Annotated in this window: 22 protein-coding genes and 3 tRNA genes; 11 read left to right on the forward strand and 14 right to left on the reverse strand. The window is 44.8% G+C overall.

Features of this window, described 5'->3' with window-relative positions:
• Positions 1-33 precede the first annotated feature (33 nt).
• From M0N77_RS09975 to M0N77_RS10005, 7 genes are all read right to left on the reverse strand, one after another.
• On the reverse strand, positions 34-1032 hold the full coding sequence (locus tag M0N77_RS09975; protein WP_353105039.1) for a hypothetical protein: 999 nt from the start codon (positions 1030-1032) through the stop codon (positions 34-36).
• A gap of 258 nt (positions 1033-1290) precedes the next feature.
• Complete coding sequence (locus tag M0N77_RS09980) at positions 1291-2256, reverse strand: AraC family transcriptional regulator (RefSeq protein WP_353105040.1); 966 nt, start codon at positions 2254-2256, stop codon at positions 1291-1293.
• Positions 2257-2837: 581 nt separating this feature from the next.
• A tRNA-His gene (locus M0N77_RS09985) sits at positions 2838-2913 on the reverse strand.
• 42 nt (positions 2914-2955) lie between these two features.
• A tRNA-Arg gene (locus M0N77_RS09990) sits at positions 2956-3032 on the reverse strand.
• 101 nt (positions 3033-3133) lie between these two features.
• Positions 3134-3210, reverse strand: a tRNA-Pro gene (locus M0N77_RS09995).
• A gap of 227 nt (positions 3211-3437) precedes the next feature.
• A complete protein-coding gene (locus tag M0N77_RS10000) occupies positions 3438-4925 on the reverse strand; it encodes a hypothetical protein (RefSeq protein ID WP_353105041.1) in 1488 nt (495 codons plus the stop codon).
• Positions 4840-6267, reverse strand: a complete 1428-nt coding sequence (locus M0N77_RS10005) for an AAA family ATPase (RefSeq protein ID WP_353105042.1) — start codon at positions 6265-6267, stop codon at positions 4840-4842. Before M0N77_RS10005 ends, M0N77_RS10000 begins: the two co-directional genes overlap by 86 nt.
• A 268-nt stretch (positions 6268-6535) precedes the next feature.
• On the opposite strand from M0N77_RS10005, the gene M0N77_RS10010 reads away from it, so the two are divergent.
• On the forward strand, positions 6536-7333 hold the full coding sequence (locus M0N77_RS10010; protein ID WP_353105043.1) for a DUF4442 domain-containing protein: 798 nt from the start codon (positions 6536-6538) through the stop codon (positions 7331-7333).
• A 49-nt stretch (positions 7334-7382) separates the two neighbouring features.
• Positions 7383-7877: a RidA family protein gene (locus M0N77_RS10015; protein WP_353105044.1), complete on the forward strand. Its 495-nt coding sequence runs from the start codon at positions 7383-7385 to the stop codon at positions 7875-7877.
• Positions 7878-7884: 7 nt separating this feature from the next.
• Here M0N77_RS10015 and gspE read toward each other — a convergent pair whose 3' ends face one another.
• Entirely contained in the window at positions 7885-9408 is a 1524-nt protein-coding gene (gspE, locus tag M0N77_RS10020; protein WP_353105045.1) for a type II secretion system ATPase GspE, read from the reverse strand.
• Positions 9409-9711: 303 nt separating this feature from the next.
• Here gspE and M0N77_RS10025 point away from each other — a divergent pair, with 303 nt between their 5' ends.
• Positions 9712-10536 (forward strand): thiazole synthase, encoded by an 825-nt coding sequence (locus M0N77_RS10025; RefSeq protein ID WP_353105046.1) that lies wholly within the window; start codon positions 9712-9714, stop codon positions 10534-10536.
• A 93-nt stretch (positions 10537-10629) separates the two neighbouring features.
• Positions 10630-12024, forward strand: a complete 1395-nt coding sequence (locus tag M0N77_RS10030) for a wax ester/triacylglycerol synthase family O-acyltransferase (protein WP_353105047.1) — start codon at positions 10630-10632, stop codon at positions 12022-12024.
• Between the two features lie 120 nt (positions 12025-12144).
• Here M0N77_RS10030 and M0N77_RS10035 read toward each other — a convergent pair whose 3' ends face one another.
• Both M0N77_RS10035 and dxs read right to left on the reverse strand, forming a co-directional pair.
• On the reverse strand, positions 12145-12972 hold the full coding sequence (locus M0N77_RS10035; RefSeq protein ID WP_353105048.1) for an inositol monophosphatase family protein: 828 nt from the start codon (positions 12970-12972) through the stop codon (positions 12145-12147).
• 119 nt (positions 12973-13091) lie between these two features.
• Entirely contained in the window at positions 13092-15188 is a 2097-nt protein-coding gene (gene dxs / locus M0N77_RS10040; RefSeq protein ID WP_353105049.1) for a 1-deoxy-D-xylulose-5-phosphate synthase, read from the reverse strand.
• Between the two features lie 652 nt (positions 15189-15840).
• Here dxs and ribA point away from each other — a divergent pair.
• The 4 genes from ribA (at position 15841) to M0N77_RS10060 (ending at position 19161) form a co-directional block, all read left to right on the forward strand.
• Entirely contained in the window at positions 15841-16479 is a 639-nt protein-coding gene (ribA, locus tag M0N77_RS10045) for a GTP cyclohydrolase II (protein ID WP_353105050.1), read from the forward strand.
• 116 nt (positions 16480-16595) lie between these two features.
• A complete protein-coding gene (locus tag M0N77_RS10050; RefSeq protein WP_025651202.1) occupies positions 16596-17354 on the forward strand; it encodes an IS5 family transposase in 759 nt (252 codons plus the stop codon).
• A 47-nt stretch (positions 17355-17401) separates the two neighbouring features.
• Positions 17402-18382, forward strand: coding sequence for an oxygen-dependent coproporphyrinogen oxidase (hemF, locus tag M0N77_RS10055; RefSeq protein WP_353105051.1), 981 nt, complete (start codon positions 17402-17404; stop codon positions 18380-18382).
• 308 nt (positions 18383-18690) lie between these two features.
• A complete protein-coding gene (locus tag M0N77_RS10060; protein WP_353105052.1) occupies positions 18691-19161 on the forward strand; it encodes a cytochrome c in 471 nt (156 codons plus the stop codon).
• A gap of 91 nt (positions 19162-19252) precedes the next feature.
• Here the strand turns inward: M0N77_RS10060 and M0N77_RS10065 are convergent, their stop codons facing one another.
• From M0N77_RS10065 to M0N77_RS10080, 4 genes are all read right to left on the reverse strand, one after another.
• Complete coding sequence (locus M0N77_RS10065) at positions 19253-20446, reverse strand: hypothetical protein (protein WP_353105053.1); 1194 nt, start codon at positions 20444-20446, stop codon at positions 19253-19255.
• Positions 20447-20541: 95 nt separating this feature from the next.
• Positions 20542-21588, reverse strand: coding sequence for a mechanosensitive ion channel domain-containing protein (locus tag M0N77_RS10070; protein WP_353105054.1), 1047 nt, complete (start codon positions 21586-21588; stop codon positions 20542-20544).
• Between the two features lie 119 nt (positions 21589-21707).
• Positions 21708-22259, reverse strand: a complete 552-nt coding sequence (gene gloA / locus M0N77_RS10075; protein ID WP_371834199.1) for a lactoylglutathione lyase — start codon at positions 22257-22259, stop codon at positions 21708-21710.
• Between the two features lie 85 nt (positions 22260-22344).
• Positions 22345-22980, reverse strand: coding sequence for a carbonic anhydrase (locus M0N77_RS10080; RefSeq protein ID WP_353105055.1), 636 nt, complete (start codon positions 22978-22980; stop codon positions 22345-22347).
• Between the two features lie 264 nt (positions 22981-23244).
• Between M0N77_RS10080 and potA the strand changes: the two genes are divergently transcribed.
• Genes potA through potC form a run of 3 tightly spaced genes read left to right on the forward strand, consistent with a single transcriptional unit; the run spans position 23245 to position 26257 of the window.
• Positions 23245-24555 carry a spermidine/putrescine ABC transporter ATP-binding protein PotA gene (potA, locus tag M0N77_RS10085; RefSeq protein WP_353105056.1) on the forward strand — a complete coding sequence of 437 codons (1311 nt, stop codon included), beginning with the start codon at positions 23245-23247 and terminating at the stop codon, positions 24553-24555.
• On the forward strand, positions 24555-25442 hold the full coding sequence (gene potB / locus M0N77_RS10090; RefSeq protein WP_353105057.1) for a spermidine/putrescine ABC transporter permease PotB: 888 nt from the start codon (positions 24555-24557) through the stop codon (positions 25440-25442). Before potA ends, potB begins: the two co-directional genes overlap by 1 nt.
• Positions 25442-26257: a spermidine/putrescine ABC transporter permease PotC gene (potC, locus tag M0N77_RS10095; RefSeq protein WP_353105058.1), complete on the forward strand. Its 816-nt coding sequence runs from the start codon at positions 25442-25444 to the stop codon at positions 26255-26257. The genes potB and potC overlap by 1 nt, the downstream gene beginning before the upstream one ends.
• The last annotated feature ends 28 nt before the right edge of the window (positions 26258-26285 follow it).

Consider the following 26285-nt stretch of genomic DNA (forward strand, 5'->3'; position numbering starts at 1 on the left):
TTTAACATTAATAAAATACAGCTAAAAGCTGCCTCAAAACAGTGGCGTTGAGTCATTACTCTCTGGCATCATCCCTTGCAATAATAGAACATCTAAATGCTGCTGCTGTAGCTTTTTATCAAAATCATTGACCTCAGCAATAAGCATTTTCTCAATTCGTTTATCACTAGCGTAGACGCTTAGACGCGCACAAATTACCGCCAATTGATACACGCGCTTTTTGCAGTAGCTATCAAGACCTTGCAGCAAACGCACCATGTAAGGCGTCTCAAGGCTGGCATAATCATAACCTTCGACGACTTGCTCACCTAAGGCAGACACTCCGTAGCTTATGGACAGATGCGCACAAAAATAACAGCTAAATAGATAACCGATAACATGACCAATATAATAACCGCGATCGTAAGTAAAGCTACTCACGCCAAAGTGGCCAAGCACGTAGCTATTGAGACTACCTTGATCAGCGATAGCTTTGGGGTGTTTAAGCTTACCGATAGTAGGCAAGCATAAGGGATTATGACCATCTTGTGCGGTGAGTTGCCAACCTGCTGGCTGCTGCGCTGGCATGTTGCTGACGATATCAGCGATAATATCATCGACCACGTGTAGCTGCTGCCAGAGGCGTTCAATCGACTCTACATCAAGCAGACCACGCTTATCAAGCTGCTGAGCGAGCTGAAACTGCTGATACTCAGCAAACTGCGTCTTTAGCGTTTGTACTAAATAAGTAGGACGGATGCTCGCTGGCGCTAGATACAATAAGCGGGTGCGCTCGTACTGAGCACGATAAAGCGCTAGGCGCTGCTCAACCACACTTAAGTCATTATTATCGACTGCTTGCGCATTTTGACTAACACCATTTTGGATTACGGGTGCTGAAAATAACTCTAACAGCTCAGCTTTGTTAGAAACTACTGTGGACGATAAGGCTAATGGCTGGTAGCTACTCATATTACCTCTCTCACTGCTTTTGTCGCTGTGTTTTTCAGCATAGGTGGCGACAAAATGTTGCTTAGAATTTGGTTGAGTCATAAAATATCTTCGTTCATAACCGCTTCATAAAATCAGTAACGCTTTAGCAGCAAAAACCGTCAAAACGAGGTATTGCTATAGTACCTTAACGCATAGAAATTGTCAGCCGCTACAGCTATCGCTAAGCTGTAGTAGCTAGTAAATAACCATAAAAAAACGCCAAGACTATTATAATAGCCTCAGCGCTTTTTTGCTCTCAAAGCTAAACCATTAAATAACAGTTTAACAGTAATCATCACTTATAAATTCAATAGCTAGCTAAACTGCCAATTCTTTTTGGTACTGTTGCCGATATACCTTTGGAGAGACACCATAAACGCGTTTGAAGGCTTGGCTAAAGGTTGAGTCTGAGGCGTAACCAACCAGCTCGCTGATACGGCTAATACTGTTTTGCTGCAAACGCAGATAGCGCGATGCTAACCGCAGTCGGTAATCGATCAGATAAGTTAGCGGCGGTATGCCTACTACATCTTTAAAGCGCTGAGCAAAGCTTGAGCGTGACATGCCTGCGACCTCAGCGAGCTTATGAATAGTCCAGTTTTGATTAGGCGAGTCATGCATAACTGCCAATGCTTTGGCAAGATAAGGATCTTTTAGCGCTTTGAGCCAACTATCATCGGCCTCAGGTAGACTCTCAATATAAGTGCGCAAACACTCAATCATCATGATGCTCGCCCAATGATTGATTACCGCCGTTTTACCCATACGCTCATGCTCAGACTCTAGTCTTAGTAGCTTAATACCTACTTCCAAAATCTCAAAACGGCTCTCTGGCTGGTCTTCATGTTCAGGCAGTATCATCGGCAAAGCGGACAGCAAGGGCCGAATTAACTCTTTATCATATTTACATTCGATAAGGATCAAGCAGGAGTTAGGCTCGCTAACCGTATTAAAATCAGTATTATTAAAACCTGTATTATTAAGCTCGATAAGATGCTCTTCACAGTTTGATAAAGTGTCATCTAAAGGCTGAGCATTATCGCCATTATAATCCAACGCATAACAGACGTGCCGATGAGCATTTGGAATCATAATCATATCGCCTGCATAGGCTTTACGTGACGCCTCATCCACATTGATACAAAAACTACCGGACATGACTAGATAAAACAAAATAGTGTCTTTTTTGGTGATTGAATACGACCAATCCCCTGAGCCTTTTAGACTATAGTATTTTGTCTCACATAAATGCACGTTTTCTAATAACATGCTCAGCGCGTCCATTACCTTCTTCCTTAACAACGTATGGCAAGTTAGCCAAACTTAGCAAAGTAACCACCTGACAGAGATTACACAAGATAAATCTGCTATCTTGGACTGTAGTTAAAGATATACATACGCTAAACACATCTTGGTCTTAAAATGCTGAATATAAGACTTTTTATTGCTAGAAAATATGTTCAAAACGAACGGCATCAGTAGCGGTTATTTAGTCTATTGCTCCTTTATTACTGACTTTAGTCATTAACATTAGTTAAAATAATTAATATATTAAATATAAATACTTAACAATTACTAGTTTACTCTCAATAACTAGTAGATGTATGCCTAAATACGTTTTATAAAAGTGAAATCACTGATAGTTAGAGGCTAAAAGACGATATAGCATAAATTAAAGACGAAAAAAGACTTTTCGGCCGTGACAGACTGCAGGAACTGAGGAGTAGTGAGCACTAAAACAGACAGGCAAACCGCAAACCATAAAATCTAGACGCAAAAAATTGCCCAAAAAGGCAAGCGTTAATAGACTAGCAAAGATTTTATATAGACTTGGGTATTAAGAAGGGATAATACAAAATAAATAATGGGGCGACTGATGGGACTCGAACCCACGACAACCGAGATCACAACCCGGGGCTCTACCAACTGAGCTACAACCGCCATAATTGTTGTCAAGAACTTAGACAATGTTTGCAGGCTAAATGGTGCGCCTGGCAGGATTCGAACCTGCGGCCACCTCCTTAGAAGGGAGATGCTCTATCCAGCTGAGCTACAGGCGCTCTTAAGGTCTTTTTATTTATTTAGGTTTGGCAATTATTTAAATAATTAAACCGCTAAACCATTATACATAAAAAAAAGCCTGTAAGGCTCTTAAAATAGATGGTCGGAGTGATAGGATTCGAACCTACGACCCTCTGGTCCCAAACCAGATGCGCTACCAAACTGCGCCACACTCCGAAATTCTCTACTATCTCGATATCTTAAATTATTAATAAGTTATCAGCAATGCCGCTAACTGCTTAATCATCCTCGCTATCGAGGTGCACATATTAAGGCGAAATAGCGATAGTGTCAACAACTATTTTCAATTAATTGATGAATTTTCGCTTTTATTATCTAAATTGAGCTTTTTTACTGGTTTTTCTCCAAAATCAGCGCTTCTCTACCCTTTATGGTTATGGCTACTAGTCATTATTTGTAGCAGGCCAATGTTCTATGCCGCCAGTCAAAATATTAAAAGGAACCAACCATAGCGTCGCGCTCGCCTCTTTACTATCGCTATCGGTTTTGAATGGACTGCTATTTTGTGCGTTAAATCGCTTATCTAATTGACGATGTAGGGCTATTGGGCGCAGGTTTTTGTCCTGTACCGGATATACTAGCCACACTTGCTTAGCTTGATAGGCCTGAGCGTAGCTACTCAGCTGATAAGCGTCGCTTGCACTAAGCTCATTAGCGCTCCTAAGCGCTTTCCATTTGATATCTATCACATGGCTGCAATACTGGTCTTTATAGATTAGTAAATCTGGGCGCATAGACAAACGAGTCTGCCCTAAGCTATCTTGTAGCCAGACATGCTGCGCCTGATAATAGGGCTGATAGCCTGCTTTACGCTCAATGAAACTCTGCGCAATAGTTAAGCTGGCCCACTGCTCAAACGCTTGGTTCATATTTAATAATAAACATAAGCGTAATGGCGCTAAATGCGTAGCCGCATGTAATTGACTGTCTGGCTCATGCAAAACGCTGCCTGCTGGCATCGTTGCTGCTTGCGTTTTTAGCAACCAATAAGCAAAGGCTAGTAACCGCTGTGCTCCTTGTAATTGCTGGGCGGCTAACGGCTGATAGCTAAGCTGCTGTTTTGCTTGGCTATATAGCCTATCAAGTTGCCGTAGCTCATAAGTGTTTAGCGCTTCAATAGCACGCCACGCTAGTAAGTATTTAGGTAGCATGGCAGTCGTCACTAAAGGCTCAATGAGCTGCAAAGCGCTTTTAATCAGCCTGTTGCTTAGCATTTGTGTGCTTAAGGTACTGACTTCACTCACGAGCTTATGCGGCTGATAGCTATTGCGTCGCAGCTGCTCTTTGATCAGTAATTTGCCTTGTAGCGCCGCTTGGTTCTGCACCTTAGTTTGATAATGCTGACTGGGCTGACAGCTCGCTACTAGTTGCAAAAATTGCTCTATCAGCCACTGGGATAACGGCAAACTTTGTAGCGGTAGTGGGGTCAACTGGCTACTAACTTGGCCAAAATGCTTGCTAGCGGGCAGTTTGTTATTAGCATAAATCAAAGTACTTAGCATCTGCGCAACCCAGCGCCGCGTTTTAGCAATCTGCTTCTCAAATAGCACACCTTTAGCGCTAGCAACCGTTTTGGGTAGTATCTCTAAGCTGACATTACTTGGCAGGAGAATCACGCCAATATAGTGACCAACTTTTAGCTGCCAATGACCGCGTTGACGCTTGATAGTAAATACTGGCAGCTCTTGCGCCATAAGCCACATAAAGTCGCTAGCATAGGCAAAATCCTGCACACTTAAACGCTGATGCTCAAAGACACTCATCATAGCGATCGCTTTATTCATACTATGCACGCAACCAATAAAGACGCTGATAAACCGCAGCTTTGGCAAACTCGCCTTTGCCTGCGAGCAAATCGCTATTGATGACATAACCACTTACGCTGATATTTTGTCCGCCAAAAACAGGATTAGCAGAAAATAGCGACGGCTCGGCGCTATGTTGATCATCGGTATGTGCGGCATGGATGAACTGCGCGGCAAAGGGCTGCAGCTCATCATTAAATAAATACTGGAGCAAGCCTAATTGTCCGCCACTCGCTTGCGCTAGTTGCGGGATGATTTGCTCAATCAGTGCGGTCTGTAGCTGCGATAAGTCCTTTATATTGAACAAAAAAGCGTGACCTAACTGCGCCTCTATACCTAGAGTTTGAATAATACGCTGATTGAGTCCGGTTAGTAAACGCCCTAAATCAACTGCCTCACCATCAACGCGAATAGTGGCTAAAAGCTCAGGCTGCGGTGGACAGTCAATAAAGCGAAAACGCCGGCGCAATGCCATATCGAGCGGCGCAAGTGAATGGTCTTGGGTATTCATCGTAGCATAAATATCGACATTAGCAGGAACGCTAAAGGCGCGGCCAGAATAAGCAAGCTTAACCGTCATGGCGTTCGTCTGTCCTGCCCGTTTATCTGGCTCAATAAGGCTAAGCAGCTCACCCAATACTCGAGCGACATTGGCGCGATTGATCTCATCGATTAGCATGGCATAACGCTGCTCAGGATCATTAGCCGCGCGCTGACACAATTGCAAAAACGCCCCATCTTGCACCTCATAGCTGACTTGACTTGCGCCATGAGCGCCCATCACCGGGCTAATACCTTCGACAAATTCCTCATAGCCATAAGCTTGATGAAAGCTGACCATGCTATAACGCTCATTAAACATCGGGCTTGTATCGCTACCTTGGCTATCGCACCGCGCTTGATAAAAATCCGCTAGCTGCTGCTGTAAATCGACTAATACGCTGCTACTGTCTGCCAATAAATACCAAGCGCCGCTGTCATCTTTATCAAAATAAGCTTGGCTGGCGCGATTGTCACATACTACTGTTTTTGAGTCAGCCGCACTATGGGTTTGTAGCACTGACCAGACGGTATTATTAAGGTTTTTGGCTCTGGCGTTTTGTGCCGCTTTGGCGACAAAAAACTCATGCGCGACGATTTGCGGTACTTTGACTAGATCTTGCTCCTCGCTTTGCATATCGAGTAATATCAAGCACACCACTTCACGCCAGCTTAACGGGCTGACCAACTGCGCTACTAAGCTATCCTGATTTATCGCAGGCAGAGAGTCGCTATAGTGCTTAGCGATCTGCAATAACTGATAAGTCTTGCCGCTGCCAGCAACGCCGCTGTAGATGACGTTAACAGCAGCTTGATTGGCAGTGGGACTTTGAATGGGATAAATCTGTTTGTGGCTCAAAGGTCTCATAACGTCACTATCTGTCACTATATTTTGAAGTCGCGGTAGTTTATGCTAATAGTCAAAGCGCAAAGTAGCTTAATGCTATAGTGAATCCTAAATAAAAAGAATACAGCTATGCCAGCGTGCTACTGGTATAAATTTTCCTTGCGTGCTGCGTCCCTTCGTTGCTGCGCAAAATTCATCCCAGTAGCACTGTGTTTGTTTTATAGTGGATCGACTATATCATAGGTCGCTAAAACATAACCTTAAAATTGCTCTACTCTAGGAATGAACTATGTCAGGACTATTTAGTAAATTGCCCAATAAATTAAGCAAAAAAGTAGCCAAAACCTTACCAGAATCCCTTAATAAAGAATCACTCCCTGAAACAGTAGCCGGGTTTTCAAAGAGTAGCGGACGGGCTAACGATGCACCAGCTAGCACTTTAAAGCCTGTGAATAACCAATTCTCCAAGCTGTTATCGGTGACCAAATACTTGCCTACTGGCGCACGCTCCACTATTTTATCCAAAGCTTTTGGTAAAGTGGTGCCTTATGTCGGCACCACTGGCGTCTACTACGAAAAAGTTGAGCCCAATCAAGTTATCGTTAGCCTAAAAAATGAAAAAGCGGTACAAAATCATATCGGCTCTATTCATGCCGTCGCTGTGACTTTGCTTGCTGAGACGGCAACAGGCTTTATCTTAGGTCTAAACTTACCGACCGATCGGATGCTACTAATTAAGTCTTACTCGGTGAATTTTTATCGTCCACTAAAAAGAGGACAAGTAGCCGCCATCGCCACTTTATCTGACGAGCAGCGCTTAGAGATTCTCAATACACCCAAAGGGGAGATGGTCATCCCTTGCGTTATTGATGATCGCGAATCAGACAGCGAGCGCGACCCTATCACTGTGGAGATGACTTGGGCCTGGATACCTAAAGCTGAGCTTGAGGCGCGTCGTCAAGGTCGTGGTCAACCAGCATTGCAAGCTAATGAAAAAAGCGTTCATGCTGAAAAAGAGACTACAAAAACTGAAAACGACAATGCAGAAAATGCTGCAAAAAGCGAATTGAAAAAAGCAAATGAATAAAGCTCACTATAACCGATAACTGCAACCTTAAAATAATAAGGATAAAATTATGACTACTAATAAAAATATGATCACAAAACTAGCCAAACTCTCTTTTAGTGCTCTGTTAGGATTCGGTGTTATGGTCAGCGCTCAAGCTGCGCCAACCCCTACTAATCCTACTAACCCTACTATCATTCAGTCCAAACCGATCTTTTTTGGCGATGGCGGCGAGTATCCGTTCTCAAGCGCGGTACGCGTTGGCAATACTTTATATATGTCGGGGCAAATTGGCTTTAAAGACGGTAAACTAATCAAAGGCGGCATCAAAGCCGAAACCAAGCAAGCCCTAGATAATATTAATGGGGTACTCTTACAGTACGGCTACCAAAAGTCAGATCTGGTTAAATGTATGGCGATGCTCACTGATATGGATGACTTTGGCGACTTTAACGAGGTATATAAAACTGAGCTTAATAAGCCTTATCCGGTGCGCTCAGCTTTTGGCGTTGCAAGCCTTGCCGCTAATGCCAGCGTTGAGATTGAATGTATCGCCGCTAAATAATTCATGACTATAGCAATAAAGCGTCCTCAACTAGGGCGCTCTCTTTGGTCACTCGTAGCACCTCCTCAAGCGTGGTTCGACCTGCCAGCACTTTATGCAGACCGTCAGCGCGAATCGATGGCGTTTGCGCGCGCGCGTATTCTTCTAGCTCAAACTCAGCCGTATTACTATGAATCATCCGGCGCAGCGTATCATCAATAGGCACAACTTCATAGATAGCAGTACGACCCTTAAAGCCGGACTGATTGCACTTATCACAGCCGACAGCTTTAGGTAGCTTGATAGTAGTCTGATGCTCAATATAAATCTCACTAAACAGCTTGGCTTGCTCGCTATCGGCTATTTGCCAGTCGTGACAATGACTACATAGCGTGCGTACCAAGCGCTGCGCCACCACCCCAATCAAGGAGGACGATAATAAAAACGGCTCAACGCCCATATCTTGCAGGCGCGTCACCGCGCCAATTGCGGTGTTAGTATGCAAGGTTGAGAGCACCAAGTGCCCCGTTAAGGAGGCTTGCACGGCAATCTCAGCGGTCTCAAGATCGCGAATCTCACCAACCATTACCACATCTGGATCTTGACGCAGCATGGCGCGTAAACTCTTAGCAAAGGTCATATCGACCTTATTATTGACCTGCGTCTGGCCGATACCATCGAGCTGAAACTCGATCGGATCCTCGGCAGTCAAGATATTACGCGTTTGATCATTAAGATCAGTCAAAGCAGCATAAAGCGTAGTGGTTTTACCAGAACCGGTAGGGCCGGTGACCAATATAATACCGTGCGGTCGATGGATCAGCCGTTTAAGCTGATTATAATCGTTATCAGCAAGTCCCAAATAAGTCATATTCAAGCGCCCTGCTTGCTTATCAAGCAAACGCATCACCACGCGCTCGCCAAAACTTGAGGGCAGCGTTGATACTCGCACATCTACCTCGCGACCCGCTAGTCTTAAGCTCATACGCCCATCTTGCGGTACGCGCTTTTCGGCGATATCGAGCTTAGCCATCACTTTGATACGCGACACGAGTAAGGGCGCTAATTGGCGCTTGGGGGTGATGATCTCTTTGAGCTCGCCATCGACGCGAAAACGTACTACTAAGCGCTTCTCAAAAGTTTCGATATGGATATCGGAGGCATTTAAGCGAATCGCTTCTGATAACAAAGCATTAATCAGCCGAATGATAGGCGCATCATCTTGGCTATCCATCAGATCTTCGGTTTCAGGCACGCTATCGGCTAAGCTATCGAGATCGGGATGATCCTCTAGGCCTGCGGCAATATGCTGTGACTCACCAGTATTGGCGGCATAAGCGGCATTCATGCGCTTTTCAAACTCATCAGCGCTGACGCTTTCATAACTAGGAGCCTCGCGCACGCCTTGTTGCTGCATAAAACGTACCGCTTCATTAATAGCAGATAACGGCGTCGCTTTAGTTAATATCAGCGTTGGCGGCAGAGTAGAGTCTATAGCCGCTACGATCAATAGCTGATGGCGCTTAGCAAAACTATATGGCAATGGCAGCATAATAATGACCTATTGAATGATAGCTTAATAATTAAATGATTTGATAACTTGATGATTTGATAACTTGAGCACCTTAAACCCTTGCAGCGCTACTGGTTTTATAGCGTTGAAAGTTTTTCGGTAAGCGTCTACTAACAGCCTATTAAGCACCTGTGATTTTGTTATAATAGCATTTTGTCTGCTTTAGCGTAGCTAGCTAATCGCTAGACTTTATATTTTATCGGTATAAAAGTTTTGTTATTGGGTTTCAAAAACTGATTGTTATTAAACCGCTTTTATTCATAAGCCATTAGGACTTCTAATATGTCACAAGCTTCAACTGCAGCTCATGACCCAGACGCTTTAATTAATGATAGCTTTACGGTAGGCAGTCGCACTTTTTCATCGCGCCTGCTCGTAGGGACAGGCAAATACAAAGACCTAACCGAGACCGCTCAGGCTATCGCAGCGGCCGGGTCTGAAATCGTTACTGTAGCTATTCGCCGTACCAATATTGGTCAAAATAGCGACGAGCCAAACTTGCTTGAGGTCATCTCACCAGACAAATACACCATACTGCCCAATACCGCAGGCTGCTTTGATGCCGATAGCGCGATACGTACTTGTAAGCTGGCGCGCGAGCTATTAGGCGGTCATAATTTGGTTAAGCTTGAGGTATTGGGCGATGAAAAAAGCCTTTATCCTAACGTTACTGAAACGCTAAAGGCGGCAAAAGTGCTGATCGATGATGGCTTTGAGGTGATGGTTTATACCTCGGATGATCCTATCGTTGCAAGTGAGCTTGAGAGCATGGGCTGCGTGGCTATTATGCCTTTAGGTAGTTTGATTGGCTCAGGTCTTGGACTACTAAACCGTCACACTCTGAGTCTTATTATCGAAAACGCTAAAGTGCCGGTCTTGGTCGATGCCGGCGTGGGGACCGCTTCAGATGCCGCTATTGCGATGGAGCTTGGCTGCGATGGGGTACTGATGAATTCTGCTATTGCTCATGCTCAAAACCCAGTACTTATGGCGCAGGCGATGAAACAAGCCGTTTGGGCTGGTCGTGCCGCTTTTTTGGCAGGGCGTATGCCTATGCGTAGAATGGCGACTGCTAGTTCACCACAAACCGGATATTTCTTCCAATAATTTAGTAAACTCATGTAATAACAATTTTATATTCTTTTAAGTGAGTAGTTATTTAAGTTATTATCTTCACTTATCGCCATAAAAGGATTTAGCATGCGACTAATGACAGCAGTTGATCAGCTTTTCTTACTTCTTGAATCTCGTAAGCAGCCTATGCATGTGGGCGGCTTATTTTTATTTGAGTTGCCAGAGAGTGAAAAAGGAGCCAGTAGCGATTTTGTTTATCAATTGGCTCAGCAGATGCAAAACTCTGAAGTACCGCCAAGCTTTCCTTTTAACCAAGTGCTTGAGAACTTAATATTTTGGAAAGAAGATGAGCAGTTCGATGTTGAGCATCATTTTCGTCATGTCGCCCTGCCAAGCCCTGGCCGCGTGCGTGAATTATTGATGTATGTCTCAAAAGAGCATAGCAGACTGCTCGACCGCGCTATGCCGTTATGGGAATGTCATATTATCGAAGGCATACTACCAGAGGCAGAGGGTCGCCCTGAGCGTTTTGCTTTGTATGTCAAGATTCATCACTCCTTAGTCGATGGTATTGCAGCGATGCGCATCGTCCAAAAAACCTTATCACAGTCGCCTACTGAGCCAGTAACATTGCCTATCTGGTCGATGATTACTCGAAACAGTAGCAAAGCGGATAATTTACTGCCTGCGGCGCGTTCAACTTCGCGAATTCTCAAAGAGCAGTTCTCTACTATCAAACCGGTGTTTACCGAACTTATCGATAATTTTAAACATAACGGTAAGCCTGATTATGTCGGTACTTTTGATGCGCCAAGAAGCGTTCTTAATCAGCGTATCTCAGCCTCTCGTCGTATCGCTGCTCAGTCTTATGATATCGAGCGTTTTTATAATGTCGCCAATACCTTTGGAGTCAATCAAAACGATGCGGTGCTTGCCGTTTGTGCCGGTGCCATGCGCCGCTATCTAATGGCTATGAATGAGCTGCCCAAAAAGCCTCTAATTGCTTTTGTCCCTATGTCGCTACGCGGCGATGCTAGCGCCTCAGGCAATCAAATCTCTTTTTTATTGGCCAATCTAGGGACTCATTTAGAAGATCCGGTAAAACGTATGCAGCTGATTCATGACAGTATGAATAGTGGTAAGCGCCGCTTTCGCCGGATGAATAAAGCGCAGGTTATCAACTACAGCGCCATTGCTTACGCTTGGGAAGGCCTCAACGTCTTGACTGGCATTTTTCCCAAAAAACAAGCTTTTAACCTTATTATCTCTAACGTACCAGGCTCAAAACAACCGCTATACTGGAATGGCGCGCCACTAAAAGCTCTCTATCCGGCCTCTGTTTTGGTTGATGGTCAAGCGATGAATATTACCATTGCCACTTATCTTGACAAGATTGAGTTTTGTATTACCGCTTGTAGTAAGCTGTTGCCAAGAGTGCAGGATATGCTAGGACTCATTGAAGAAGAGCTAAGCTCGCTTGAGAGTATTTGTGAAGAGAAGCGTCTTGGCGTTCGTTACTAATTATAGTGCTGAGTAATGCTATTATTTAGCTACAGTACCTTAAACTGCAACTATAAAAAAAGCTGACTTCGTAAGAGAGTCAGCTTTTTTATTATCTATAGCTTGCTATACAGCTATAAGCTAAAGAGCATCAGCCCAACAAGGGACAACCGTTTGCATTAGTGGCTTTAATAGCTTGACGTTACAGGCAAAGATAGAGCCTGAGGTCATAGAATTATGAGCGCCAGTATGATCAACAACAGTACCACGAGCTTCAGTAACAATTAGCTCGCCTGCGGCGATATCCCAAGGCTTGATTGACATCTCAAAATAACCATCAAAACGACCTGCGGCCACGTAGCACAAATCGAGCGCCGCTGAGCCTAAACGGCGAATTTGCCCGCCTGCTTCACTAACCTTTTGCAAGCTCTCAAAATGCTGCTTGGCATAAGAGATGACCTCGCCGTTACGATTACGCTCTAATGGATGGCCGGTGGTAAATAAGCCACCATCTAAGGTCTTGCGATCAGTGACCTGCATACGGCGGTTGTTCAGACGCGCGCCTTTACCGCGGCTGGCTGAAAACATCTCATCACGGACCGGATCATAGACCACGCCATGCTCAGTGACGCCTTTATACTGCACAGCGATTGAGACACAAAACTGCGGCACACCGTGAACAAAATTCTTGGTACCATCGAGTGGATCTATAATCCAGCACCAATCTGCGTCTTCACCGCGGCCTTGCTGCATACCAAACTCTTCGCCTAAATACGAATGATCAGGATAACTGGCTTTTAGTGTCGCGATAGTGAGCTCTTCACTAAAACGGTCGATACGAGTTACTAAACCATCTAGTCCCTTGGACTCAGTATCTAGCTCAACTTTGTGACGGTTTTGATGCGCGTACAAGATCTCTTTACCGACTTTTTCGGCAGCACGCGCTGCGATAACGACCATGGGTTCCATAAATAACCTATTTACTTGATTGATAAAAATAACAATAATGTTAACTTGAAAAGAATACTTAGGTAAAAACAAGCTTAGAGCAAAGCCAAATAAACCTGACTAAGCCTGTTAAAACTCTATTAAGACAATAACTGCTGGAGCTGCTTGACCACTCCTGGCGTATCTAAACCACAATCCGCCCACTGCTCGGCTTGTGAGCCATGAGCAATAAAGCGATCAGTGATACCGATATTACAAATTAAAGGACGCTGACGCTTAAAAGCTAGAGAGTCGTTGAGTAGATACTCGTTGACTGCACTGCCAGCGCCGCCCATAATCATGTGCTCTTCTACCGTGGCGATATGAGTCATTCCTTGCTCTAGTAAAGACTCTAGCAAGTCGCTATCTAAAGGTTTTACCCAGCGCATATTGACCACTTGTACTTGTAGACTCTCAGCGCTTTGAGTACTGGCAAGCTGAGTAATAATAGTTTCAGCGGCTTGCTGCGCGGTTGCCACCATAGTGCCAAACGCCAAAATCGCCAGTTTAGTTGGCGCATTATCTGCCCCTAATACTGACTCAACTACCGCTTGACCTACTTTATAAAGCTGAGCTGGGCGCTGAATAGTCGCGCCTGTACCTTTGCCACGCGGATAACGAACGGCAGTAGCGCCCTTATACTCATAACAAGTATTAAGCAGCTGATAGCACTCGTTTTCATCTTTTGGCGCCGCGATAAGCAGGTTAGGCACGCAGCGCAAAAAAGCAAAATCAAAGACGCCGGCGTGGGTTGCACCATCTTCACCAACGAGTCCTGCTCTATCAATAGCAAAGGTCACATCAAGATCTTGCAGCGCCACATCATGAATCAGCTGATCATAGCCGCGCTGCAAAAAAGTCGAGTAGATAGCGACAATAGGCTTCACCCCTTGTGTCGCCATACCGCCGGCTAGAGTCACCGCATGCTGCTCAGCAATCGCCACATCGAAGAAGCGCTCCGGAAACTGACGCGCAAAATCAATCATCCCCGAGCCCTCTTCCATAGCTGGGGTAATCGCCAGTAACTTATCATCAGTAGCTGCTTTATCACAGAGGAACTCACCGAACACTTGCGAATACTTCAAAGCCGCAATAGGTTTGACGGCGCTAATTTGCTGATGAGTAGTTTGCTGACTAACTGCTTCGTCATTTATACTCACTTCAAGGGGCAGCTTACTAATAGCATGGTAGCCGACAGGATCAGCTTCTGCAGGCGCAAAGCCTTTGCCTTTAGTAGTATAAATATGTACCAATACTGGTCCTGATACTTGCTTAGCTAAAGATAAAACGCGTAGCAGCTCAGGAATATTATGACCATCAAAAGGGCCAAAATAAGTAAAGCCTATCGCTTTAAATAGATTGTCTTCTATATTGGGAACATCGCGATGCTCTTTGTGACGCTTACGGCGATCAAAGTCCTGCACATGCGGACGATGACAAAGAATAGGTTCGCCTGTGTCTGAGATATCGACTTGATGGCCTGACTCCCATAACATCGCTAAATGACGCGAGAAGCCGCCAATAGAACAAGATATCGACATATCATTGTCGTTCAAGATAACTAGTAAATCCGCATCTTGTTGCACCGCATCATTCATCGCCTCAAATGCCATGCCACCTGTCATCGCCCCATCGCCAATGATACAGGCCACGGTCTGCTCAAGGCCTTGATAACGAAGCGCTAAGCTCATGCCTAAGCCGGCTGAGATAGAAGTGGAAGAATGACCAACGCCAAAGGTGTCATAGACTGACTCTACCCGCTCTGGAAAAGCAGTTAAACCACCTTTTGAGCGGATACTGTGCAGCTGCTCACGGCGACCCGTCAACACTTTGTGCGCGTAGGCTTGATGGCCGACATCCCAGACGATCTGGTCGCTTGGCGCATCTAGTAGATAATGCAGCACGATAGTCAGCTCAACCACGCCTAAGTTGGCACCAAAGTGACCACCGCTTTGTCCAGCTGAATACAAAAGAAACAGTCGCAGCTCATCAGCTAAAGTCATCAGCTGCTCGGTACTGTACTGTTTTATATCTGCTGGAGTATCGATAGAATCGAGCAAAGGGGTAATAGGACGGACACGCGGAATCTCATTATACGTTTGCTGCAAGGCCGAAAGCGGCTTAGCAGTATGAGAAGCTGTTGACGTAGAGCAATCAGCTGATAAATGAGACTGTGAGGAATGAGAAGATTGCTGCATAAACCGTACTATACCTACCAATCTGCTGACAAGGCGTGGCCTTACCATATCGTTATATGCCGAGGTTATAATAACTATCGACAAGAATAAAATACAAATGAGCGATAGCGACGCAAAATAGGCGGCTATCGATTATTGACTTGATATGCTCACTACTATGTCGCTATTGATTGCTAGCATACCTCATTATCAAGAGTTTATAGCAGCCAATATTGACGATATAGTAGTCCGAGGGCAAAGACTTGTCACTGTATCTAATAAAATAGTATGGCATAATAGCATTTTTTTTTATCTATCGCTTTAATCATCGTCAGTCGTCTGTGAACTTTGTGTGTTTTTTAGCTAATCCTAAGCTGCCCTCGTATTTTGAATGGACCTAGTATGTTAGATAGACCTAGTATTTTAAATAATAGTAACTATATAGTTATAGTGAAGCGGCGGTATTTTTAGAGCGACTGTTATAGGCGGCTTTTGATCCACTGTGTCTAGTTTGCTATCTATAGAAAATTATAGGTTATGAAAGCATAGGCAAATAGACAGTTACAGACAACCGTCACATAGCGTTAATTATTAATAATAACTCACTGTCAATCAAGTGTCTTTAGACTTAACAATTGCTACTTTCACTATGATCGGCTTATGCAGGACCTCCATGTCATATCAATTTATTACTAGTGCTACCCTACCTACTCGTCATGGCGACTTTGATATTCATGTCTTTGAAGATCCAGATGGTCAAGAGCATGTGATGCTGAGCACAGGCTTGCCTGTAGAGGAGCCCAGCCAATCTACCGATCAGCCTATTCCTTTGGTTCGTATTCACTCAGAGTGCTTGACGGGCGATGCTTTTGGTTCTATTAAATGCGACTGTGGGCCTCAGCTCAATACAGCGATGCAGGCCATCCAAGAGCACGGCTGCGGGGCGATATTGTACCTGCGTCAAGAAGGACGCGGTATCGGCCTGACGAACAAGATTCGGGCTTACGCGCTACAAGATCAGGGGCATGATACCTTAGATGCCAACTTAATGTTAGGCTTGCCAGCTGACGCGCGCATTTATGATATGTGCGGGCCGATGCTAGCGCACGTTGGCGTCGATGCGGTCAATCTCATTACCAACAATCCTGACAAAGTGGCTTATTTGAGCGAAAATGGTATCAAGGTCATTGAGCGTATTCCGCTAGTGGTCGGTATCACTGATGATAATGCTGACTATTTGGCTACCAAGCGCGATCGTATGGGACATTTATTTGATAAAGATTTTAATACCGCTGTTCATCTAAACAAATAGCACTTTTTAAAAAAGATTTTATAAGCTAGGGACTGTATAGAATTGAGAAAGCATTGAAAAAAATAAGCAACGCCTTACTCTAATGTTTACCACAACAAAGAAACAAGGCGTCACTTATGGCTCGCACTAAGCTCAACGATGAACATTGGCACAAGCTATTTATTATATTGCGACAAATTAACGTATATAACAAGCCCAATCTAAGACGTACCGTTGAAGGCATGTTGTACCGCATACGAGTAGGCTGTCCATGGCGAGACTTACCTTCTTATTTTGGTCATTGGTCTAGCATATATCATCAATACCGTTACTGGCGTAAAACCGGTAAATGGCAAAAGCTCATGAAGATAGTCACAGCAAACTATGATAGTGAATGGTTATTTATAGACGGTAGCGTGGTTAAAGCTCATCAGCATAGTACAGGCGCAGCCAGTCATCTTGATGAGGCCATTGGTAAAAGCGTTGCAGGTAATAGCAGCAAACTGCACTTAGTGGTCGATGCTTGTGGCAACCCTATACATGTTGAGCTGTCAGGTGGGCAAGTACATGACTCTAAGATGGCAAAGGCGTTGATATGTAGCACCATTAACAACCAGACTAAAGCGGTGATTGCAGACAGGGGCTACGATAGTAGCGATATTAGAGAGTGTATCTTCAAGCACTGTGCTCAGTCAGTCATACCTGTTAAGTCGAACTCTAAAAGCAGTAACGACACACTAGATTGGTATTTGTATCGTTGCCGTCATTTGGTAGAAAACGCTTTTGCTAGATTGAAACATTTTAGGGGCATTGCCACGCGATATGATAAGCTCAAAGATAGCTTTGCAGCGGCGGTAATGCTCGCTTGTGTCTTTATCTGGTTGCCCTTGATTTGAATTCTATACACACCCTAGTCAACACACCTAATATTATAGATATTTTTATGACTAATTCTGCTCGCTGTAATCCAATTCATGCCGCCGTTCCTACTCACGATGATATTTCGCGAGTACGGGCTTTTTTAGTTGATCTGCAAGCACGTATCTGCCAAGCATTAGAAGCGCAAGAACGTGATGGCGGCGGCAACGCTACTTTTGTTGCTGATGACTGGGAGCGGCCTGAAGGCGGCGGCGGTCGCTCCTGTATCTTGGCTGACGGTGAGGTCATCGAAAAAGCTGGGGTTATGTTTAGCCACATTCACGTCCATAATCTACCAGCTTCAGCTACCTCACGTCATCCCAATATCGCCGGCCGTAAAGCCCAAGCCATGGGCGTGTCATTGGTGGTTCATCCCAAAAACCCTAATGTGCCAACCAGTCATGCTAATGTACGGCTTTTTGTCGCTGAAGCTGAAGGTGAAGACCCTATCTGGTGGTTCGGTGGTGGTTTTGATTTGACGCCGTTTTATCCAGTATTAGCAGACTGTGTGCAATGGCATCAAGTCTGTCATGACCTCTGTGCGCCTTTTGGAGATACCGTCTACCCTGACTTTAAGCAGTGGTGTGATGAATATTTCCATTTGCGTCATCGTGATGAGCAGCGCGGTATTGGTGGACTGTTTTATGACGATGTCAACTTTGAGAGTCGCGGTTGGGATTTTGAGCGATGCTTTGAGTTTATGCAAGCAGTAGGTAATGGTTATCTTGATGGTATCTTGCCTATTTTTGAGCAGCGCAAAAACACTGCCTTTACCGAGGAGCAGCGTCAGTTTCAGCTTTACCGCCGCGGCCGCTACGTCGAATACAACTTAGTTTATGATCGCGGTACGCTCTTTGGTCTACAAAGTAATGGCCGTATCGAGTCCATCTTAGTCAGTATGCCGCCGCTTGCTAGCTGGCATTATCGCTTTGAGCCTGAGCCAGGTACGGCAGAATACGAGCTGACTGACTATTATCTAAAACCTCGCGATTGGTTGACTTTATAACTCATCACGCTACAATAAGCGCCTCTATAGTAAACAACTGTTTTATTTATATAAATTGCCAAAAACTCTAGGTCAGCTTTTATAGCTGACCTTTATCTATTAGGTATAGTCCGTTTTTGCGTCTAAAGACTCGTTACATAAATACTCTACACATCAGGCGGCTGTAGGCCTTATATTCAAAGCAATGTTACTTCAAAAAACAAAAGTAAGCTCACCTGCTTCTTTAGGGCTTTAACTGGTAGTTAATTTTTGCTAGACCTTTAAACTAGCCGTTTTTTATATTTAGCCATTTATAAGGAAATTTCATTATGATAAAAGTTAATAACTCTAACTCATCAAAATCTATAGTAGCTATGTCTATGTTTGCTGCTGCGTTAGCTCTAAGTGCTTGTAGTAGCCCTCTTGATCCTGATGTCAAAGCTCGTCAAGACATTATGAAAAGCTACGGTGATGCTATGGGCATCATGGGCGATATGGTAAAAGCGCCTGATACTTTTGATGCTGCTGTTTTACAAGATCAAACCTCATACTTAGCTGAGGCTTCACAAGAGCCTTGGATACATTTTGAAAACCAAGAGGCGATTGGTAATTCAACCGAAGCGGTTTGGACTGATAATCCAAGCTTTGTCGCCGAATCTGAAAAGTTCCAACAAGTGACCGCTGAATTAAATAACGTGGCACAGACCGCGACCAGCGTTGATGACTTTGCTCCCGCCTTTAAAGAGGTTGGCGCTAGCTGCAAATCTTGTCACACTGACTTTAAAGTAAAAACCGATTAACCCTATAACGATAAGTGAACCTCAATAGGTTTAAGAACAAAACCGCTATATCAGCCGATATGGCGGTTTTTTATGCGTAGCAAACCGCCCATTAAGTCTCATCAGCGGCAAACAGTACATTGCGTACGACTGTGCGCGAATCCGCCGACCCGCCAAGCGAGCCTGATAGCACTCCTACCGAAGCTAAAAAAACCACTAGCCGCATATGAGCGCCAAAATTTGCGCCGTCCTTATCGGAGGTCCAAGTACTCATTAGCGGGTCAGGAAACACGAAGACCACCACCCCATACATCAGCAGGCCAAACATAAAAAACAGACAAATCAGCGTCAGTATCAGCGCCAAATAAGTAGCAGCAGCAGTCACTACTGAGCTCTCTGAGGTCTGCCCTCGCCGCGTCGAGATCAGGCGAAAAGAAAAAGCCCGATAAAGCACAAAGCTTGCCGCCAAAAAACTGGCTACCATAAAGACAGCGAGCTGTATACAAGACACCGAAGCGGCAAAATCCCAGGTCTCACCGCCAAAGATAAGCACAATAATCACCGACAGCGCGGCTGCGATCATAGTGGGTAGCTTGGTGGTGATACGTAATGGGTTAGCGCGGATAGCTCCGCGCAGAATACGTGGAAGGTTAGCTAAGATATGACGGATAATAAAGGCCAGCTTACCGCCCTTGTCGCTACTTTGGGAATAACGGTCATTGGCCTCGCGCGGCAAATTTTCGATCATTTGCTGATGCTGAGCTTCGCTAAAGTGCTGCATGCGATCCAGATCATCTGCCGCCTGCACGCGAGCCAAATAATTACTGGCATCCTTACTATAATCTAGATTGAGTAGGCGTCCAAAACAGTGCAACATCATGGTCGCTAGCCGCTCGATACACAGCTGCTGCTGCGGAGCATTGTCCTCACTACTAGCGATCAGACGACGGGTGGAGATGACTGCTACGTTGGTGAGCTGAGATGGCAGCGCAAGCAGGTATGACATCGATGATGCAGCAATCTCCACATCGGTAATAATTAGCATAAACGCAAGCTTGCGCTCGGTTTTCTCATTGATACCAATCTGCACAAAATCAAGCGCGCGGTAGCCATTCTCATCAGCAGTGAGACCAGGCCCTGCAAAAGAAAACGACGCGACTTCTATCTTCAATTTATTTTGGACAACTTGATTGAATGTGACCATCGCTTTTTCAGTCAAGGTATCTAAGGCCTGTACATCAGCCTCATCTGCTCTCTCAGCGACGCTAAGTTTCATAACACCAAGGGCGATGGTTCTGTTACTCATAAACATAGTCTCTGGCAGTGCACAATCAAATGATCAAATATGCTTTAGGCAAGATAGAAGATGGCAAGAGACACAGCCATTGGCCAGTCGTTCTGCTATTCTATTGAGGCTTGGTTGATTGCTATCGGATCTTTATTTTCACGGTCATGACCAGAGCTAGCTTTGTCACTCAGCTGCCTTTGGTTATTGAGCTGTTTTACTGTCTGCTTTACGGAGGGATCACTTAGATCTAGAGTACGCACTGGGAATGGCATGTCGATACCCGCTTTGTCTAGAGCCGTCTTAATCTCGATAAGCACTTGATCGATAGAGCTGACTTTATTCGCTTGATTACCATCATCAATGAACCAGCGCACCACCAAATCGATGGTAGAATCTCCCAAATTGACAGCGATAATAGTTGGGCTAGCATTTTTTGAGACGCTATCACAGCGCTCTAAAGCTTGCATAATAACGGCTTTAGCCTCAGCAATATCATCGGCATAACCGATGCCTACCGCTAATTGTAAACGGCGCTGCTTATAAGCGGTATTCACCGTCAAAGCTGAGGTATACAAATCAGAGTTTGGAATGACCACTTGGCGGCCATCATAAGTCCTGATGGTGGTGGCGCGAATTTTAATATCTTCAACGGTGCCTTCATAGTCGCCTGAGACAATCTGATCGCCAATACGAAACGGCTCTGATAGTAATAATAAAATACCGGATAATAAGTTTTGGAAAATATCTTTAAAGGCAAAACCAATCGCCACCGAACCGATACCGAGTGCGCCTATCAGCTTAGCTGGGGTAAAGCCTGGAATGGCTATCACCATCGCTATCATAAAGCCGATAAAGAATATCAATGCTCCGCCTACGCGCTGAAAGACTTTGACTAGATTTTGATGGCGACTACGGCTACCTAATATCTTATGCACTACTTTTTTAAACAGTATAGATAATAACCAAAAGAGGATCATCACCACTATTGCCGCGACAAAGTAAGGAATACGCTCGACAAAGCCTGCTACTAGATCGTTAGCGGTATCGGCAATCATCTGATAAGTCATAGCATCGCTAGGGACAACATCAGTAGCGGTATCAGTGACATTATCGCTTATATTATTAGCAGAGGTTTCAGTAACTGTTACCGTACTAGACATGAAATGAGTAATCCTTTAGTTGTTATTTTAGTTATTATCAGTGCTTTATTTTATTGATGAAATCTTGATAAATCGAGGCAATTCACCGATCTTAACCGTGGTAAATGAATGCAAATAGGCTAGCCCATCAAATCCGCTTGTACAATCTCAATCCAGTAGCCATCAACATCTTTGATAAAAGCGATGTCTTTCATAGCGCCCTCTTCGGGACGCTTTTTAAAAGTGACGTCATTTTTATCAAACCAAGCGATAGCCGACTCTAGGTCAGGAACCGTAAAGCAAATATGACCAAAGCCTTGTGGCTGCTCGTTACCATCATGATAGCTAAAGTCGTCTTGCTCCTCAGTACCGTAGTTATGCGTTAGCTCCAAGATACCGCGTTGACGAAAGGTATAAATCGCTAGATCCTCGCCTGCTGGGAGATTGTCGCACTCTTCATCCGTCAGCTTAGCTAAAAAGTACAAGTCAAATTCCATCTCAGGGAACTTTTTTACCGCCAATAAAGTCATGCCTAAGACGCCGGTATAAAAGGCTAGCGACTTTATAGGATCCTTCACTCTTAGCATGGTATGGTTAAAAGTAAAGCCGCTAGTTTGTGTAGCAATAGGTTGCACGCCAGCTGTTTTTATACTGTTATCAGGCTGCGATTTACTTGACATAGCATTTGACATAATAAGCCTTATCTTTGATGTTTTTATTACCCTAGCACGATAGAAAATATGAATTCAATACTAGTTTTATATAACAGCTATGCCATTAGCTGTCTAAAAAGCGGACTTTACCGGTGTCAATATTGTACTCCGCGCCAACGATTAATAGCTGACCACTACTTGATAAATCCTCTAAAGCTCGTGAGCCATGCTTGAGCTGGCTGACTGACATTCGAACATTGGCGCGAATAGAGCGGTCTATCAACTCCTCAGCATCAGCATCTTGGCCGTTAGCGGTGGCTAATTCATGCAAGTTATAAACACAAGGACGAATGCGATCGACTATAGATTGTAGATTTGGTGAATAGTTTTGCTCAGGATTGATCAAGGCGTCTACACAAGCGCTGACAGCGCCGCAATTAGAGTGACCAAGCACCACCACAAGCTTGGTATCAAACTTATCAGCAGCAAATTCAACAGAGCCTATCTGCGAAGGCGCTACGATATTACCAGCGACCCGAATGACAAACAAATCGCCCAAACCTTGATCAAAAACAATCTCTACCGGCACTCTAGCATCAGAGCAGCCCAAAATAATGGCTAATGGATCTTGATCTCTTACTAGCTCTGGGCGACGCTGGGTCGATGGGTCGCTCGTCAAACTATCGACGTAGCGCGCGTTTCCTTCCTTTAATAAAGCTAGAGCTTCAGCTCCTGTTTTTGGACGATTAGCATTAGGCATAGGTTATCCTTAATTATCATTTGATGATGTCATTAATCAGTTAGCTTAGAGTTTCAAATTATTGTATAGCAATAAGAGCCGAATAATAATAAAAAATTTGACTTTTATAGCGTCTGCGTAACCTGTCGTTAACTTGCAGCAACTCTAGCGCTAGGTTTGTTATAATACGCAGCTATTGACCCTCGCTATAAATTATAGTTATTTGCCTAATCTACTTAGCTGATTTGTGCAGATAACTTATTTGAACAATCAGGACTACCGTTGATGACTGACTCGCAAACAGACAACATAGGCAAGACGCTACTACAGCTGACGGGGGTTAAAAAATCCTATGATCAGACGGACGTATTGACTGATATCAATCTTGATATCAAGCATGGCGAATTTCTGACGCTGCTTGGGCCTTCTGGCTGCGGCAAGACGACTTTGCTACGCCTGATTGCTGGTTTTGAGCAACCCACTGCTGGAGCTATTCAGCTAGAGGGTATACAGATGGCGGGCTTGTCTGCAGATAAGCGTCCGGTCAATACCGTGTTTCAGCAATACGCCTTGTTTCCGCATATGAGCGTAGCGCAAAACGTCGCTTATGGGCTAAAGATCAAAAAAGTACCCAAAGCGGAGATTCAAACGCGGGTGCGCGAGGTGCTAGCGATGGTGCAAATGGAGCATCTAGCCAATCGGCGTCCGCAGGATCTCTCCGGCGGTCAGCAGCAGCGCGTGGCTATCGCGCGCGCCGTTATCAATCGTCCTAAACTATTATTGCTTGATGAGCCGCTCTCCGCTCTCGATCATAAGCTGCGTTTGCAGATGCAGTCTGAGCTTAAACGCCTGCAGCGCGAGCTGGGTATCACCTTTGTCTTCGTCACTCACGATCAAGAAGAAGCGCTGTCGATGTCAGATCGCATTGCGGTGATGAAAGACGGTCGTTTCCAACAAATCGGCACCCCTATTGAGATTTATGAAACCCCAGCGAACTTATTTACTGCCAAATTCATCGGTGAGGCCAATCTCTTTAAAGCAGAGGTACGCGGCGTCTATCCTGAGCAGCCTGATCGCAATGGCAAGCTTACCAATGGCCGTATCGAAGTAGAAGTTTGCGAAGCACAAAAGCAAGAAGGGCCTACTAATTTACGTAATTTGCGCCGTCCAGACTTTGCCAATGCTGTAGAGGTCGGCGATATCGTCAACCTACTGCTGCGGCCTGAGGATTTGCGTATCTATGATCCCGCCGATAGCACTCATGCTGGATTATTAGGCAAGGTGATTGAAAGTAATTATAAAGGCAGCACTCTTGACTCTATTATCGAGCTGCAAAACGGCCATATTATTAAAGCCTCAGAATTTTTTGATGAAGATGATCCGAGCTTTGATTACAAAATCAATGAGGCAGTAAAAGTATCTTGGGTCGATGGTTGGGAGTGGCTGTTACCCAATGACCATGATGATAACGCTGACAGCAGAGCTAACGAGGATACTTCAGATAAAGTTAAATTCGATCATAATGCTGCAAAAGCGCTAGCGCTCGACAACAGTACTAATGCTAATGCTGACACTATGCATAAGGATATAGACTAATGGCGCGTAGTAGTCCTAAAAGTCTCAGCACTAATAGCCCCTTTCGCACCGTAACCCTATGGCTGATATGGGGCTGGCTGCTTATCTTTGCGTTACTGCCTAATATCTTAGTGATTGCTGTTAGCTTTTTGACGCGCGATACTAGCGATTTTATTAGCTTGCCGATCACTATTGAGAGCTATCTACGTTTGGTAGATCCGCTCTATTTTGAGGTGTTTGTCCATTCCTTATGGATGGCAGGTATCACAACCTTGCTATGCTTATTGCTCGGTTATCCCTTTGCTTGGCTGGTCTCTAGAGCCAAGCCGCGCCGGCAACCGCTGTTGATGCTGCTGTTAATATTGCCGTTTTGGACCAACTCCTTAGTGCGCGTTTATGCGCTCAAGCTTTTGCTTGCGACTAATGGCTTAGTTAATAAAGCGCTGCTTGCCATCGGTATTATCGAGACGCCTATTAATATGCTCTATACTCAAGGCGCGGTTATCGTTGGCCTAACCTACTTACTGTTTCCATTTATGGTGTTGCCGCTATACGCGGTATTTACCGACTTGCGTAATGATATGCTACTTGCCTCGCAAGACTTAGGCGCCTCAAAACGTCAAACCTTTTGGCACGTCGTGCTGCCATTGACGACCCCTGGCATAATCTCCGGCATCTTACTGGTATTACTGCCCGCGATGGGCATGTTCTATGTCGCTGATATTTTGGGCGGTTCGCGTAACTTACTGGTGGGTAATATCATCAAAAATCAATTTTTGGATGCGCGCGATTGGCCATTTGGCGCGGCAGCTAGCGTGTTATTGACCTTAGCAATGGCGGTATTATTATTGGCTTATCGCGCTAGTAGCAAACGCATTGGCAAAACTGACTTCAATGAGGTGGCTTGATGTCTACTAATTCTGCTAACTCAGTGAATAAACCAAAAAAGTCGCTAAAACTAGCTAGCATCGCTGCCAAGAGCTATCTAAGCTTAATCTACTTGCTGCTTTATCTGCCTATTATCGTCTTAGTCGTGATGTCTTTTAACGAGTCTAAGACGGGCTACAACTGGGGCGGTTTCAGCCTAAAATGGTATGAGTCGCTATTTAATAATCAGGCGATGCTCGATGCTTTTTGGCATTCTATCGTTCTGGGATTGGTCGCCGCAACGGTTTCTACGTTGATCGGTACTTTGACCGCTATGGCGCTACATCGCTATAATTTTCGCGGTAAAGGTTTATTGAATGGCCTGCTATTTGTGCTGATGATGTCACCTGAGATTGTGTTAGCGATTTCATTATTGGCGCTGTTTTTATTGATTGGACTGCAGCTCGGTTTTGTGTCTTTATTGCTTGCGCATATCACTTTTTGCTTGCCTTTTGTGGTGATTACCGTCTTTGCGCGTTTGAGTAGCCTAGATGAGAAGCTGATGGAAGCGGCGCGTGACTTGGGCGCGTCTGAGGCAACCATGGTGCGCACCGTACTCATTCCAGTAATTCTACCAGCGGTGATGGCAGGCTGGCTGCTCGCCTTTACTTTATCACTCGATGATGTGGTGGTGTCGACCTTTGTCACTGGCCCAAGCTATGAGATTCTGCCATTACGCATTTATTCTATGGTACGTGTCGGACTAAAACCTGAGGTCAATGCTATCGGTACGCTATTATTAGCGGCGTCTTTGGTGTTAGTGATTATCTCGCAGTTACTATTACGACGGCGTTGATATTATCATTTTTTATGAGTGAATTTCA

The sequence above is a fragment of the Psychrobacter sp. AH5 genome (assembly GCF_040371085.1).
GTDB lineage: Bacteria > Pseudomonadota > Gammaproteobacteria > Pseudomonadales > Moraxellaceae > Psychrobacter.

What these genes read in the sequence shown, in the direction of transcription:
- dxs (WP_353105049.1), bottom strand. Translation starts at nt 15,188, where the DNA reads ATGCAGCAATCTTCTCATTCCTCACAGTCTCATTTATCAGCTGATTGC.
- M0N77_RS10050 (WP_025651202.1), top strand. Translation starts at nt 16,596, where the DNA reads ATGGCTCGCACTAAGCTCAACGATGAACATTGGCACAAGCTATTTATT.
- potB (WP_353105057.1), top strand. Translation starts at nt 24,555, where the DNA reads ATGGCGCGTAGTAGTCCTAAAAGTCTCAGCACTAATAGCCCCTTTCGC.
- M0N77_RS10060 (WP_353105052.1), top strand. Translation starts at nt 18,691, where the DNA reads ATGATAAAAGTTAATAACTCTAACTCATCAAAATCTATAGTAGCTATG.
- gloA (WP_371834199.1), bottom strand. Translation starts at nt 22,259, where the DNA reads ATGTCAAATGCTATGTCAAGTAAATCGCAGCCTGATAACAGTATAAAA.
- M0N77_RS10070 (WP_353105054.1), bottom strand. Translation starts at nt 21,588, where the DNA reads ATGTCTAGTACGGTAACAGTTACTGAAACCTCTGCTAATAATATAAGC.
- potC (WP_353105058.1), top strand. Translation starts at nt 25,442, where the DNA reads ATGTCTACTAATTCTGCTAACTCAGTGAATAAACCAAAAAAGTCGCTA.
- potA (WP_353105056.1), top strand. Translation starts at nt 23,245, where the DNA reads ATGACTGACTCGCAAACAGACAACATAGGCAAGACGCTACTACAGCTG.
- M0N77_RS10010 (WP_353105043.1), top strand. Translation starts at nt 6,536, where the DNA reads ATGTCAGGACTATTTAGTAAATTGCCCAATAAATTAAGCAAAAAAGTA.
- ribA (WP_353105050.1), top strand. Translation starts at nt 15,841, where the DNA reads ATGTCATATCAATTTATTACTAGTGCTACCCTACCTACTCGTCATGGC.
- M0N77_RS10005 (WP_353105042.1), bottom strand. Translation starts at nt 6,267, where the DNA reads ATGAGACCTTTGAGCCACAAACAGATTTATCCCATTCAAAGTCCCACT.
- gspE (WP_353105045.1), bottom strand. Translation starts at nt 9,408, where the DNA reads ATGCTGCCATTGCCATATAGTTTTGCTAAGCGCCATCAGCTATTGATC.
- M0N77_RS09975 (WP_353105039.1), bottom strand. Translation starts at nt 1,032, where the DNA reads ATGACTCAACCAAATTCTAAGCAACATTTTGTCGCCACCTATGCTGAA.
- M0N77_RS10080 (WP_353105055.1), bottom strand. Translation starts at nt 22,980, where the DNA reads ATGCCTAATGCTAATCGTCCAAAAACAGGAGCTGAAGCTCTAGCTTTA.
- M0N77_RS09980 (WP_353105040.1), bottom strand. Translation starts at nt 2,256, where the DNA reads ATGGACGCGCTGAGCATGTTATTAGAAAACGTGCATTTATGTGAGACA.
- hemF (WP_353105051.1), top strand. Translation starts at nt 17,402, where the DNA reads ATGACTAATTCTGCTCGCTGTAATCCAATTCATGCCGCCGTTCCTACT.
- M0N77_RS10015 (WP_353105044.1), top strand. Translation starts at nt 7,383, where the DNA reads ATGACTACTAATAAAAATATGATCACAAAACTAGCCAAACTCTCTTTT.
- M0N77_RS10065 (WP_353105053.1), bottom strand. Translation starts at nt 20,446, where the DNA reads ATGAGTAACAGAACCATCGCCCTTGGTGTTATGAAACTTAGCGTCGCT.
- M0N77_RS10030 (WP_353105047.1), top strand. Translation starts at nt 10,630, where the DNA reads ATGCGACTAATGACAGCAGTTGATCAGCTTTTCTTACTTCTTGAATCT.
- M0N77_RS10000 (WP_353105041.1), bottom strand. Translation starts at nt 4,925, where the DNA reads ATGTCATCAATAGCGATTTGCTCGCAGGCAAAGGCGAGTTTGCCAAAG.
- M0N77_RS10025 (WP_353105046.1), top strand. Translation starts at nt 9,712, where the DNA reads ATGTCACAAGCTTCAACTGCAGCTCATGACCCAGACGCTTTAATTAAT.
- M0N77_RS10035 (WP_353105048.1), bottom strand. Translation starts at nt 12,972, where the DNA reads ATGGAACCCATGGTCGTTATCGCAGCGCGTGCTGCCGAAAAAGTCGGT.